The organism is Actinomadura sp. KC06 (assembly GCF_004348735.1).
GTDB lineage: Bacteria > Actinomycetota > Actinomycetes > Streptosporangiales > Streptosporangiaceae > Spirillospora.
This window is the reverse complement of the sequence record NZ_SMKT01000054.1, coordinates 36,820-49,893: the sequence shown is the minus strand read 5'-3', so window position 1 is coordinate 49,893 and position 13,074 is coordinate 36,820. Positions and strand designations below refer to the sequence as shown.

The 13,074-nt window shown below is 67.3% G+C and carries 10 protein-coding genes and 1 tRNA gene; 5 read left to right on the top strand and 6 right to left on the bottom strand.

Features of this window, described 5'->3' with window-relative positions:
- Nucleotides 1–608: 608 nt before the first annotated feature.
- Both E1287_RS19035 and E1287_RS19030 read right to left on the bottom strand, forming a co-directional pair.
- Complete coding sequence (locus E1287_RS19035) at nt 609–1,355, bottom strand: DUF427 domain-containing protein (protein WP_131966305.1); 747 nt, start codon at nt 1,353–1,355, stop codon at nt 609–611.
- Nucleotides 1,356–2,443: 1,088 nt separating this feature from the next.
- Nucleotides 2,444–3,928, bottom strand: a complete 1,485-nt coding sequence (locus E1287_RS19030) for a DHA2 family efflux MFS transporter permease subunit (RefSeq protein WP_131966304.1) — start codon at nt 3,926–3,928, stop codon at nt 2,444–2,446.
- 103 nt (nt 3,929–4,031) lie between these two features.
- Between E1287_RS19030 and E1287_RS19025 the strand changes: the two genes are divergently transcribed.
- From E1287_RS19025 to E1287_RS19015, 3 genes are all read left to right on the top strand, one after another.
- Entirely contained in the window at nt 4,032–4,733 is a 702-nt protein-coding gene (locus E1287_RS19025) for a TetR/AcrR family transcriptional regulator (protein WP_165969087.1), read from the top strand.
- A 67-nt stretch (nt 4,734–4,800) separates the two neighbouring features.
- On the top strand, nt 4,801–6,309 hold the full coding sequence (locus tag E1287_RS19020; RefSeq protein ID WP_243719189.1) for an alpha/beta hydrolase: 1,509 nt from the start codon (nt 4,801–4,803) through the stop codon (nt 6,307–6,309).
- A 64-nt stretch (nt 6,310–6,373) separates the two neighbouring features.
- Nucleotides 6,374–6,446, top strand: a tRNA-Thr gene (locus E1287_RS19015).
- 57 nt (nt 6,447–6,503) lie between these two features.
- Here the strand turns inward: E1287_RS19015 and E1287_RS19010 are convergent.
- The 3 genes from E1287_RS19010 to E1287_RS18995 all read right to left on the bottom strand — a co-directional run bounded on the left by E1287_RS19010 (nt 6,504) and on the right by E1287_RS18995 (nt 8,666).
- Complete coding sequence (locus E1287_RS19010) at nt 6,504–6,683, bottom strand: tyrosine-type recombinase/integrase (RefSeq protein ID WP_131966302.1); 180 nt, start codon at nt 6,681–6,683, stop codon at nt 6,504–6,506.
- A gap of 444 nt (nt 6,684–7,127) precedes the next feature.
- The gene (locus E1287_RS19000; RefSeq protein ID WP_207934307.1) at nt 7,128–7,895 is read right to left on the bottom strand and encodes an SDR family oxidoreductase; all 768 of its coding nucleotides are present in this window, start codon (nt 7,893–7,895) and stop codon (nt 7,128–7,130) included.
- 48 nt (nt 7,896–7,943) lie between these two features.
- Entirely contained in the window at nt 7,944–8,666 is a 723-nt protein-coding gene (locus E1287_RS18995) for an SDR family NAD(P)-dependent oxidoreductase (protein WP_207934306.1), read from the bottom strand.
- A 156-nt stretch (nt 8,667–8,822) separates the two neighbouring features.
- Here E1287_RS18995 and E1287_RS18990 point away from each other — a divergent pair, with 156 nt between their 5' ends.
- Nucleotides 8,823–9,836, top strand: coding sequence for a sigma-70 family RNA polymerase sigma factor (locus E1287_RS18990; protein ID WP_131966299.1), 1,014 nt, complete (start codon nt 8,823–8,825; stop codon nt 9,834–9,836).
- Between the two features lie 1,072 nt (nt 9,837–10,908).
- On the opposite strand, the gene E1287_RS18985 is transcribed toward E1287_RS18990, so the two are convergent.
- Nucleotides 10,909–11,289, bottom strand: coding sequence for a MarR family transcriptional regulator (locus E1287_RS18985; RefSeq protein ID WP_131966298.1), 381 nt, complete (start codon nt 11,287–11,289; stop codon nt 10,909–10,911).
- Between the two features lie 102 nt (nt 11,290–11,391).
- On the opposite strand from E1287_RS18985, the gene E1287_RS18980 reads away from it, so the two are divergent.
- Nucleotides 11,392–12,843, top strand: a complete 1,452-nt coding sequence (locus E1287_RS18980) for an MFS transporter (protein ID WP_243719187.1) — start codon at nt 11,392–11,394, stop codon at nt 12,841–12,843.
- Nucleotides 12,844–13,074 lie beyond the last annotated feature (231 nt).

Sequence of the window (13,074 nt, the reverse complement as noted above, 5' to 3'; positions counted from 1 at the left end):
GCCCCACACGCAGTACGTCTGTTGCCCCTCAACACACCCGCAACCCCTACGCACAAGCCGTTCTTCGACAGACGACTCGCGTCCTCGCGACCGGCGGGTGTCCAGCGAGGAGGTGTCGCGCTCGCTGGGCCTGGACCCACCCTGGATCGAGCGGCGCATCGACATTCGGCACCATCCGGGGCGTCCTTCATCCGCGCCTCGGCGGTTTCTTCGATGGTCAATTCACCCACTCCGCACGTCCGCCATGTCGTTTGTGACCCAAGCCTCCGATACACAGCAGTCGTCCCGCGTTCCATCGCGTCCTCGGCGATGACCTCAGCAGGGGCGGACGGCGGGCCGGCGCGCTGGAGGTGATGGCGGCCGTCGCCGCAAGGACCAGCCCGCCCATCCGCCGCGTGCAGTTCATGGCCGGGTGGTTCTAGCGAACCGCAGCAAACTCCACGCGCTCACGATTTCTCGACGGCCGACCTGCACCCCTAAGGTCGCCATGGACGACGGGGCTGGCGCGCTGCTGGCGATCGTTGCACCGCCTTCACCTCACGCGCGGCGGACCGGGTCTGCGTCCACCGCGCGCACAGTCTGATCGTCGGCGAAGTGACAACAATCGGCTACCCCGCAGATGGGCGGGGCTGCAGGACGCCGTCGACGAATATGTCGACCTTCTCGCTGTAGAAGCAGACAAGCCCGGCGATCTTGCGGCTCTCGTCCAGCGGGGTGGAATACGACCACGCCAGATCCTCGTGGACATTCCCGCCCGCGCGCACCGACCAGTACTCAGCAGTGCCCTTATAAGGGCAGCGCGTCACTGTTTCCGTGTGCTCGAGCAGATCCATCCGGACATGCGTTTTCGGCAGGTAGTAGCGCACCGGCAGTCCCGTCTCGAACAGCAGCCTCGGGCTGGACGATTCCGCGACCGTCACCCCGTCAACCTCGACCCGGACATTCCGCGAAGCCGCCAGAACATCCACGCGCGTATACGGGTCCCGCGGATGGACGAAGATCTCCTCGTCCTCCTCGAACCAGGCGTCCATCGCCTCCCAGTCCAGGCGGACGAGACCACGCAGTTCCTCGATGGGCGACTCTGCATACCGGAGCGCCCCGCCCGGAGCTTCGGCGCCGTCCACCTTCACCGTGTAGGCGGTTGCGTCGCCCCGACTCGGCGACCGCTTGCCCGGCCCTTCCTCGACGAGTTCGGCCCGCACGTCCGCCTCAGGGAAGTAGTAGGTCGGATAGTAGGGGACCTCCCACACCAGGAACGGCCCTGTAGTGTCCGCCACCAGCCGACCCCCGAGATAAGCCCGGACGCGCTTGCCGCTCTTCTCGATCCGAATCCTGGTCTTCTGAGATGTGCTCATGCCTGGGCAACCTCGCCGCTCCATCACCTATTTCGAGAAACCCGCCCAGATACGGCCATACAAGCCCCAACGAGCCGGTCACCGCTGAAGCCCGACCCAACGCCAGTTCTCGCAACAGCGGCAGCGCCACCGCAGCCACCGCATCCACCCAGGCCACCCAGGCCACCCAGCGACGGTGAGCCCCGCTCGCCCGGCGAGCCCCACGTCGAGGGTGCGATTCCTGCCCAACCGGGCCAGACGATCACGGGCGATACAACGACAGCCGTCATGATCCGCGGCAACGGGTACGAGGTCGCGAGTCAGACCGCAGGCAGACCGCAGCCAGGCGTACGTCATTGCTGCACGCCCATCCGGTGACATTGCGGACACTTTCCACGCTGAGGAGAACGAGCCGGGATACTGGCGCGGCTACGAGCTGGCGCGGGTTCGGCGGCTATTCGTCGCTGCAGCCGACCCGCCGGACGTTGCCGCGCGGTTCCTGCGCCCATGAACGCGTGCCGGTGGCGGATGTGCTGTCCCCAAACAGGTCACGGCGCGGCCGGCGCGCCTAGACGTCGCGGCCCGGCATACGTGCGCGAGGGTGCCGGGCCGCGGCTGCCTCCGGCTCCTAACCCGGTTTGGACGTCACCTAGCGCGCCTTGGACGTTGCCCAGCGCGCCTTGGGACGTGACCGCCGTCGTCGTCCTCCCGGATCGAGCCCCGCACATGTCCCTGTGCTGGTCGTTGCCATCCTCGACGTAAGTGAGGACCTGACGAGGACCTCGCGCGGACGCGTCCGCTGCGGCGGCGAGGGCGTGACCGTGGCCCCCGCGGTCGTCCCCGCATCGGACCCCGCATCCTGTCCTTTAGAGCTGGTGGTCGCCATCTTCGACGTCAGTGATTGACCTGATGAGGACCTCGCGCGTGGACGAGTCCGCTGCGGCAGGGAGTGCGAGCACCTCATCCGCGACGAGGAGGTCGCCGCTAGCCCGGCACATGGTTGGCCTGCAACGACGCTGGTCACTGCTTCCCCCGGAGTCACTCGGGGCTGGCATCCGATGCCACCGTCGGCCGTGGTCTCGAAGAGTCCTTCACCTCGAAGGGTGTTCTCATTTGGTCAGCGGGACCTCCTTTGGCCTGCGGGGGACGGCGAGGATTGGGAGGAGGGCGAGGAGCAGGATCGCCGCCGCCCACCAGAACGTCTCGGTGAAGGCGTTCGTCAGGAGGGCGGGCGTCTGTGCCGTGTGCTGTGCGGCGGCTTCGGAAAGGTTGCCGGATGCGCCGGAGATCTCGTCGCGGATGGCGATCTGCAGGACGACCGCCATCGCCGCCGTGCCGAACGAGCTGCCCACCCTGACCAGGATGTTCGCACCGGTGGTCGCCGCGGGCACCGCCTCGCGAGGCAGGCCCTGATAGGCCATCGACATCAGGCTGGGGGCGATCATGCCGTGGCCGAGCCCGACGAGGAACATCGTGCTCATGATCATGCCGCGGCCGGTCCCCGGGGCGAGGGCGGTGAGCGCCAGGGCGCCGGCGAGGACGCACAGGACGCCGCCCACGGCGAACCATCGTCCACCGAACCTGTCGACCAACCGTCCCGACACCGGCATCGTGATCATCGCGCCGACGCCCATCGGGGCCAGCAGCCAGCCCGCGTCCAGGGCCGACTCGCCGCGGACGATCACCGCGAACAGCGGAATGAGGATCATCAGGCCGAACATCGCGCCGCAGTACAGGAAGAGCCCCCCGGTGGCGGCCGTGAACGCCCGCGTACTCAATCGGCGCAGGTCGATGAGCGCACCCTGCCCCTTCCGCAGCGCGTGCGCGACGAATGCGGTGACCAGGACGCCTCCGGCGATGACGCTGGTAAGGAAACCCGCGCCCGTGAGACTTGCCCCGTTCCCGGCCTCCGACAGCCCGTACACCAGGGCCGCCAGACCGGGGGACAGCAGCAGCATGCCGAGGACGTCCAGCCGGGCGTCCGCGCTGCGGTCGGTGTCGCGCGGCAGCATCCGCACGGCGGCGAACAGCGCGATCGCGCAGAACGGGACGTTGACGAAGAACATCCACCGCCAGCTCAGATTGTCGATGATCACGCCGCCGAGAAGGGGGCCGAGCACCGGCGCGAGCATCGCGGGGACCGAGACGACGCTCATTACGCGGCCCATCCGCCCAGGCCCGGCCTCCCGGACGAGCATCGTCTGCCCGACCGGCATCAGCATCCCGCCGCCGAGGCCCTGTAGGACGCGGAACGCGATCAGCGAGGGGACCGACCATGCGAGCCCGCAGAGCAGGGAGCCGCCGATGAACAGTCCCAGAGAGACGAGCCACATCGTCCGGGCGCCGAACCGCTGCACCGACCAGCCGGTCAGCGGGATCGCCATGGACAGGGCGAGGGTGTAGCCCGTCACGACCCACTGGATCGTCGACAACGAGGTGTCGAAGTCTTGGCCCAGCGCCGCGACGGCGACGTTGACGATCGTGGAGTCGAGGACCGTCATGATCGCGCCGAGCAGCACAACGACCGCGAGGTTGCGCAGGTGCGGGTCGATGCCCTCCTTGCCGGCGGGAGGCGCGGTCGTTGCGCTGGTCATCCGGCCGCCTTTCCGAATCCGTACGCTGTATCGGTACTACCGTACACCGTAACTCAGAATCCGTACACCGTATCGATACGGTGTATCGCGTAAGATCTTTGTCGTGGCAGGTTCGGCGAGGTCAGGCGACGTCTGGACGCGTCCGCGCGGCGGGCGTCGCCCGAAGCTGACCCGGGAGGCGATCGTCGAGACCGCGATCAAGGTCGCGGACGCCGACGGCCTGGAAGCCGTGTCGATCCGCCGCATCGCGAGCGAACTGGGCGTGCGGGCGATGAGCCTCTACACCCATATCGACGCGAAGGACGACATCTTCGACCTCATGTACGACGAGGTCGCGGAGGAGGCGCTGATCAAGGACGACCTGCCGGACGACTGGCGCGAGGCGTTCCTCCAGATCACGCACAAGGAGCGCGAGACCGGCCTCAGGCATCCCTGGATGTTCGAGCTCGCCCACCGTTCCCCGCGCGTAGGGCCGAACGGTCTGCGTCATGCAGAGCAGTCCCTGGCCGCCGCGGCGCTGCTCACCGATGACCCAGAGAGCATGGTGGCCATCATCACCACTCTCGATTACTACATGCTGGGTTACACGTTGCGGGAGCAGCACGTCCAAGAAATCGGTGAGAACGGCCTGGAGCGCGCCCACACCAGCCTCCTGGAGCGGGAGTACGTCCGCACGCTCTTGGAGAGCGGCGAGTTCCCGCACCTCAAGCCCGTCTTCGAGCGAGGCCTCTACGGGCGCGCGAACTTCGAGCGGGGCCTCAACTGGCTGCTCGACGGCATAGAACACGACTACGGACAGAAGTAGCCCCGGACGCCGTGTCGACGTAGCGTAGGCGACGGCGTACGTGGCGTTACGACGAGACGGGGTCCCAGTGCGGGCATCGAAGTTCATCAGCGTGGTCGCCGTGCTGACGATGGCGGCGGTCACCGGATGCAGCGACGACGGTGGCGAGAGCGCGACCGCGTCAGCGAGCGTCCCGGCCGGCCTGGGCTCGTTCTACAAGCAGAAACCGTCCTGGAAGGACTGCGGGGACGGATTCCAATGCGCGACCGTCCAGGTACCGCTCGACTACACCAAACCGTCTGGCGGAAAGGTCGACATCGCCGTCATCAGGCTCCCCGCCGAGGACGAGTCCGACCGCGTGGGCTCCTTGCTCACCAATCCCGGCGGTCCCGGCGGTTCCGGTACGGACTTCGTCCGCCAGGCAGCTCGGACGTTCGGAAACGACGTGCGCAGCAAGTTCGACATCGTCGGCTTCGACCCACGGGGCGTCGCCAAGAGCGCCCCTGTCCGCTGCAACACCGGCGCGCAGCTCGACGACTTCTTCGCCACCGACTCATCCCCGGACGACCAGAAAGAGACGGACGCGCTCGTCGCCAAAGGTAAGCAGTTCGCCCAGAACTGCAAGACCAAGGCGACAACTCAACTCCCACACGTGGGCACCGTCAACGCCGCCCGCGACATGGACGTCCTACGCGCTGCCCTGGGCGACCAGAAGCTCACCTACTTCGGCGCCTCCTACGGCACTTACCTGGGCGCCGTCTATGCCGAACAGTTCCCCAAGAACGTCCGCGCCCTCGTCCTGGACGGTGCCGTCGACCCCAAGCAGTCCTCGACCGACATGCTGATCGAACAGGCCAAAGGCTTCGAGACGGCCCTGCGCGCCTTCGCCGGCGACTGTGTCAAAGCAGGCTCCTGCCGCTTCGGCAACTCCGTCGACGCGGTTGTCGCCACCGTTTCGTCCTTCCTAGCCAAGACGGACAAGACACCGCTCAAGAACACCCGAGACTCCCGCAAGGTCACCGAATCCCTGGCCACCATGGGCATACTCAGAGCCCTCTACGTCAAGGAGTACTGGCCCCTCCTCCGCCAAGCCCTCACCCAGGCCATCCAGAACGCGGACGGCACAATGCTCCTGACGCTCGCGGACGAGATGGTCGAACGCAAGCCAGACGGCACCTACAGCACCCAGACCGACGCGAACATGGCCATCAACTGCGTCGACAAGCCCAACCCCCCAGACGTCAAGACCTACGGCAAGTCGGTGACCGAAGCCCAGAAGACCGCCCCCCGCTTCGGCGCCTTCGTCGTCTGGGGCGGCCTCCCTTGCGTCTACTGGCCCGTCCAGAACGAACAACAGCCGAAACCCATCACCGCCAAGGGCACCGCGCCGATCGTCGTCATCGGAACCATCCGCGACCCCGCGACACCGTACAAGTGGTCCCAGAGCCTCGCCGACCAGCTCTCCAGCGGCGTCCTCCTCACCTTCGACGGCGACGGCCACACCGCCTACCTGCAGGGCGACGACTGCATCACCGACGCCGCCGACAAGTACCTCCTCACCGGCGAGCCGCCCAAGGACGGCACCACCTGCCGCTGAATAACCAGTGCACGCTCACCCCCGCAGACCCGGTAGACTTCAACCGCCGTGTCCCGCACGGCGCGCCGCCTTAGCTCAGTCGGCAGAGCGATTCACTCGTAATGAATAGGTCATCGGTTCGATTCCGATAGGCGGCTCCCAGCTCAAGGGCCCGTTCCGATCTTCGGAACGGGCCCTCGCTAACAAGTGAGTGACTAAGGCTCGCGGTCTTCTTCCGGGAACACCTCGTCCATCGCCTCCGCTCCGCCCAGCAGGGCGGGCCGGTGCCAGTACGCCGTCTCGGTCACCTCGGTGCTCTCGTGCCCGGCCAGCCGCGAGATCTCCTCGATGGGCACACCCGCGCCTGACAGCACCGAGACGAAGCTGTGCCGCATCTCCCGCGGCTTCCAGGCCTGCCCGCGCCTCGGTCTCGCTGGCGGCTGCGCCGTTGACCTGACTTGACCTGCGAGTTGCGGATAACCCGTACTTGATTATGGAGAGGTATGTCCGGCCACAGCGCCGGTCTTTCGTGTGAACCAGTTCGACCCGCGCCGCAGCCAACGGCCTCAGCACCTGAGCACTCCAGGCGCTCAGCACCAGCCCTCACGGGCGGAACAACCTACGCAGTGGACGACTGGACGAAGCTCATCGAGGCCATCGCCAAACTCATCGACTCCTTCGCATGACCCCTGGTTGGCCACCGGTGCGAGCGACGGCGATCACCGATGCGTCCGCCTCGGCGAACGCGCCGGCGATGCCGCGGCCCAAGCCGCGGCGGGCGCCGACAACGACCGTGGTCCTGCCTGTAATTTGTTCATGATCATGCTCCTCCCGGCGTCCTAGTCGGGGATGGCTCCGAGGCTCATGTTGGCCATGGTTCCGGCGATACCAGCGGCCCGGTCCGAGGCGATGAACGTGACGACCTCGGCCATTTCCTGAAGGCTCGGCAGGCGTTTGCGGTGTGTCCGCTCGGCGACCATGGCCTGGAACTGTTCGCGAGTGATCCCGTGGGCCTTGGCGTGGATGCCGAAGACCTCTTCGATCGTGCCGCTGTCGGGCATGGCCTGGGTCCGGACGCCGGCCACGCGTACCCCGTACGGCGCGAGTTCGACGGAAAGGTCCCTGATCAGGGCTTCCTCGGCTGCCATGGCCAAGGCCACGCCACCCATGAGGGGATTGGCGATCCGGGAGGGAAGCGAGGTCACGGTCATGATCACGCCCGCGCCGTTGGCGACCATGTGCCGGCCGGCAAGGCGTGCGGTCAAGAAGTTGGCGCGCACGTGCTCGTTGACCGGTCGCATGAACTCCTCGACGTCGAGATCGACGAGCGGAACGCCCTGCAGCGTGGTGTTGCGGAGCCCGACGGCATTGAACGAGATGTCGATGCCCCCCGCCTTCTCGATTACCGTGTCGAGGTGCTCGGTCACGGCGTTCTCGTCGAGCGCGTTGACCTGCGCGGCCTCGGCCACGCCGCTGTCGGCGACGATCTCCTTGGCCAGTACCTTCGCCTTCGACAGGGTGCGCCCTGTGAGAAAGAGGCGTGCCCCTTCGCGTGCGAATGTTCTGGCGACGGCGTGACCGATGGCGCCGCCGGCTCCGTAGATCACGGCCGTCTTGTCCTGGAGCAGACTCGTAGTCATTGGTATGCTCTTCCGCTACTGGTTCTGGGCCGCGCCGACGAGCGCCGCGTTCTGACGTTCGAGCGCCTTGACCGCTCCGCTGTTCCAGCCATCGGCAAGCGCCTGTGAGAAGGGATCGGGGAAGATCTCGTCCTCTCCCTTGTCCAGCGCGTCGAGGATGGCTGCGGCTACCGACTGTGGTGACGCCTTCGGGATCTCGAGGTCGCGCACCATGTCGGTGTCCACGGGACCGGGCAGTACGGCGTGGACGTCCACGCTCTGGCCGGCGAGAGTGGCACGCAGCGACTGCGTCAACGAGAAGGCAGCCGCCTTGGAGATCGAGTACGCAGGACTGATGGGCACGGCAGCCACCGCAGCCAATGACAGCACGTTGACGATCGCGCCTTGCGACTCGATGAGCCGGGGCAGGAAGGCCTGCGTGACGGCGTAGGGGCCGAAGAGGTTGACCGCGAGATGCTGTTCGAGGGCGGCTCGATCGGCCAGGTCTTCATAGCCGTAGACGCCCGCGTTGTTGATCAGGACATCGAGCGAATCAACGGTCTCGGCGGCGAGGTTGATCTGGGCGGCATCCGTCAGGTCCAGGACCAGGGGCGTGACGCGCTCATCCGTAGGGTTCAGGGCCTGTCGTGTGCCGGCGTAGACCCGTTCGGCGCCCCTACTCAGCGCCTCCTCGACCAGCGCCCTTCCGATGCCGCGGTTGGCTCCGGTAACCAGGACTGTCTTGCCCGTGAGTGTCATGTGTGTGCTCCTCATGAGGTGGAATCGAGCTGTCGATGGTGCAGACACCACGCTGTGGAGGAATTGGGCGGGCGTGGCGCGCCCAGTTCTGGGCCGGCCCGGTGTCAGAACCGGAGAAGGGCTGGCAAGAACTGACACCAGGCGGGGTGATGAGACGTGACAGCGAGCGAGCTGATCGCTAGGGCGCAGGCCGGCGATGGCGAGGCGTTCCGGCAGCTGACCGAGCCACATCGCCGGGAGTTGCACATGCATTGCTACCGGCTGCTCGGCTCGTTCCAGGACGCCGAGGACGCTTTGCAAGACACGCTGCTCGCGGCGTGGCGGGCACTTGACCGGTTCGAGGGGCGTGCCTCGATCCGCACCTGGCTGTACCGGATCGCCACGAACCAGTGCCTCAACGCGATTCGCTCGGCCAGCCGTCGCCCGGCAAAGGAGTGGGATGTGCCCGAGATCGAACCGCCGGAGCCGAGCAGGCTCAGCGAAGTCGTGTGGCTGGAGCCGTACCCTGACGCTCTCCTCGACGGTGCGATCGCCGCGCCGCTCGGACCGGAAGCACGCTATGAGCAGAAAGAGTCCATCTCGCTGGCGTTCGTCACCGCGCTGCAGATCCTGCCGGCACGCCAACGTGCCGTCCTGATCTTGCGCGAGGTGCTCGGCTACCCGGCGGCCGAGGTCGCCGACATGCTCGACTCTTCCGTCGATTCGGTCAACAGCGCACTCAAACGGGCACGCGCCACGCTGCACCGGCGAATCCCGCCGAGCGGAATGGACGATTCACCACCTGCGCCCGCCTCGCCAGCCGAAGAGGCACTCGTGGCGAAGTTCGCCCGTGCCTACGAATCCGGCGACGTCGACGCCCTGGTCGGCCTGCTCACCGACGACGCTCGCGTCTCCATGCCGCCGATGCCGCTTGAGTACCTCGGCCGCGACGCCGTCTCCGGGTTCTACGCCGCGCTCATGAGCGCCAACCGGAAGTACCACCTGGTGCCTACGCGCGCGAACGGCCAACCGGCATTCGGTACTTATCTGCGCTCGGGCAGCGATGGCATCCGGCGTGGGACGGGGCTCGTGGTCCTCACCTTGGCCGGCGATCGGATCAGCGCCGTGACCCGTTTCGACAACAGCGTCCTTCCGTGGTTCGGGCTCCCGCGGTCCCTTCCCTGTAACTGACCTCCTTGCTTTTCAGCCCGTATCCCAGACGCGAGATTCGAAAGTTGACCAGTGCCTGCTGTTCACATGCTCCGGACACATCAGCGAGAGTCTGTTCAATGAGGCGCCGGAGCCACGGGCCGGGCGGGCGACGCCGCGGCCCGGGCAGGCGGTTGTCGGAGTCCGCGCCTTCTCGATCAACCGCGCCGAACTGGCGCCGCTGAAGGCACGCCCGGCCAGGTGGCGGCCCGGGCAGGACGTTGCCGGTGTAGTGGTACAGCCCGCTGCGGACCGCACCGGACCGGCGGCCGGCACACCCGCGGTGGGCGTGGCCGAACAAGGCGGGTGGGCCGAGCGCGTTGCCGTCGCCGTTGAGCAGCTCGCCCGTTGCCCGACAGGGTCGACTTCGCCCACGGCCGCCACGTTGTCCATCGCCAGCGGCGCCAGCCCGCTATCCGCGGTCGGCCCGCCCTATGGCGGGCTTCGGTGAGCGACTAACTGAGCGACAACCATGGTGGACGCCGGCGGACGGCCGGAGCTATGACCACCTGTCTCCCGGAAATCTGTCGCCTCTGGTCCAGGACCGAACCAGCGATGACGAAGCGTGAGGCGGGGTTGAAGGCGGCGATAGTCGGTTGAGCCGGGTCCATCAGCGCGATCTACGGGCGGCGGATAGCGATGTCGAACAACGCCCACATGGCGCTGTGTCGCAGGACGTGACCCGGCCCTCCGCCTTGGCCGCCCGCGATGCGTCCGGGAGACGACGGTCGTGGCTCTTGGGCTGCTTTGTGCCTCAGTCGGTTGTTCGAATAGTTAGTTCGAGCAGGGTCGCCGACGGCGTTGCGGCAGGCGTAGCTGCGGCGTCCGCGCTGCGTACCTGATCAGCCGCGGGTCCGTGCAGCGCTCCCAACGCCGACTTCGCTGCTGCGAACCTGGCGGTGCTCGGGTTGCTGACTGGCCGGGCCGCGAACCGGGCTTCTGGACGGGCTCGGGGCAGGGTGGTCAAACGTCTCGGCGTGTGCCCGTGTGCAAGCTGCGTGGCGGACGTCGGGCAGGGGTGAGCGGGGGAGGGCGCGAGCGGTAAGGGGCCGGATCAGGGTGCCGGTGCTAGGTGCTCGGCGAGGATTCTCAGGTGGGTTTCGCGGGCGTCGGCGTGGCATCGGCGGCCCGCGTCGGTGATCTCGACGAATACACCGCGACGGTCGGCTTCGCAGAGACCGCGTTGCACGTATCCGTGCTTCTCCAGGCGGGCGACGGTGCGTGAGAGGGCGCTCTGGCTGAGGTACATGGCCGCGGCGATCTCCTGCATGCGGCGCTTCTCACAGTTGGCGTCAACGAGGCGGTCGAGCGTCTCGTACTCGCTCATGCTGAGGCCGTGGGCGTCCTGGAGGGCGCGGTCGAGGGCGCAGGCCACCGCGTTGTAGCAGGTCGCCAGCTCGCGCCAGCGGCCGACGAGTGCAGCCTCCGCTTTCATGCCGCGCATCCTAGCATGCGCACGCATCTGATGCATGAGAATTAAATTCTACAGAATTTAGTGCGTAGACATTTGATGCATGCGCATGTACCGTCCTTCGACGTGACTATCGCTGACACCTCACCTGCCTCCTCCGTCCGTGCGCCGGCCGCCGAGAGCGCGCCGGCCGAACAGACCTGGACTCCCCGGCTGTGGGGAGTCCTCGCGGTCCTGTGCGCTGTGTTGTTCCTGGACGGCCTCGACGTCTCGATGGTGGGCGTCGCGTTGCCGTCCATCGGCGCCGAGCTGGGCCTTTCGACCACGTCGCTGCAGTGGATCGTGAACGGTTACGTCCTTGGCTACGGCGGGCTGCTCCTGCTGGGCGGACGCACCGCCGATCTGCTCGGACGCCGGAAGGTCTTCCTCACCGCGCTGGCCGTTTTCGCCCTCGCGTCGCTGGTCGGCGGGCTGGTGGACGACGGCACGTTGTTGATCGCCACCCGTTTCGTCAAGGGGCTCGCCGCCGCGTTCACCGCGCCGACCGCCCTGTCCATCTTGACCACCACGTTCCACGAGGGGCCCGCTCGCAACCGGGCGCTCTCCGTCTTCTCGGTGTTCGGCGCCAGCGGATATTCGTCCGGCCTGATCCTCGGTGGTCTGCTGACAAGCTTCGGATGGCGTTGGACGTTCCTGACGCCCGTGCCCCTCGCCGTTCTCGCCCTTATCGCTGGCCTCGCGCTGATCCCGCGGGACAAGCCGGCAGCGGGCGGCGGCCACGACATTGTCGGCGCCGTGACGCTCACCGGCGGCATGCTGCTGGCCGTTTACACCGTTGTTTCCGCGCCCGAGCGGGGCTGGCTCGACCCGGTCACGCTGGGCTCGGTCACACTGGCTGCGGCACTGCTGGCCGCCTTCTTCGTCACTGAGAAGAAGGTGCGGCACCCGCTGATCCGGCTGGGCATCCTGCGGATCGGAACGATCGTCCGGGCCAATCTGAGCATCGTCGCCCTGTTCGGGTCCTACCTGAGCTTCCAGTTCATGATGACGCTCTACCTGCAGGACGTGCTGCGCTGGTCTCCGCTGAAGATGGCCATGGCGTTGCTGCCCGCCGGACTCGTCGTGGCCTTCGGCTCCCCGTTCGTCGGCCGCCTGATCGACCGGTATGGGACGCCCCGTCTGATCATCAGCTCCATGACGTCCCTGACCCTCGGCTACGGATGGTTCCTGGCCACGGCCGGGAACTCTCCGCACTACCTGTTCACGATCCTGCCGACGATGCTCCTGCTGGGCGGCGGGTTCGCCTTCGGGTTCAGCTCGATCATGGGGCAGGCGACGGACGGGATCGACGACTCCGAGCAGGGGCTGGCGTCCGGTCTCGTCCAGACATCGGGACAGGTCGGCGCCGCCCTGGTCTTGGCGGTCGTCACCGCCCTGGTCGCGGGCGGAACGGCCGCGGGTGGCGATGGCTTCGGCGAGTTCAACCCGGGCGTCAACCTGGTCGGCGCCGTCGCCGTGGTCGGCTTGGCGCTGAACCTGGTGCCGCTCCTGCGCCGCTACCGCCCCAAGCACGCCTGACCGAACCGACGACCCACCACGCGGGGACGCACTCACCCAGAGTGCGTCCCCGCACCCATCCCTACGATTGCCTCCCTGGACGACCACTGCTCCAGTGGCTCGCGGCGGACCAAGCCGGCGCCCGGTGTTCCCGCTCCTCCCCCGCAGTGGTAAGTCAACGCTTCTACTGCCCGACTGCCTCTGCCCCCGACCACTGCTCCGAAGGCTCACGGGCGACGAAGGCGACGTCCG